This window comes from Aureimonas sp. AU12, assembly GCF_001463705.1.
In the GTDB taxonomy this organism is placed as follows: Bacteria; Pseudomonadota; Alphaproteobacteria; order Rhizobiales; family Rhizobiaceae; genus Aureimonas.
Window position 1 is genome coordinate 1 of record NZ_BBWH01000079.1, and the last position, 285, is coordinate 285.

Sequence of the window (285 nt, forward strand, 5' to 3'; positions counted from 1 at the left end):
CGGCATCGAGCATGCCGAGATCGTCCTGCCAGCGGGTGTGGATGCGGCGTGGGCACTGGATCGTTCGGCTTTGTGGAATGCAGCTGATCAGGCCGAAAAGCGGAAAGACGCCCGTGTCGCCCGCGAATTCGAGGTTGCGCTTCCGCATGAGCTGACGCCGGAACAGCGGATCGAACTGACGCGCGCGTTCGCGCAAGACTTAGCGAGCCGCTACGGCGCGGCTGTGGACTTCGCGCTGCATTCTCCATCGGGCGAGACCGACATCCGCAACCATCATGCGCACAT

At 63.5% G+C, this 285-nt stretch carries 1 protein-coding gene; it reads left to right on the forward strand.

Annotation, left to right across the window (positions count from 1 at the left end):
• Nucleotides 1-285, forward strand: a 285-nt coding sequence (locus AUL33_RS21935; protein ID WP_192843259.1) for a MobA/MobL family protein, incomplete at both ends; no start/stop codon positions are given.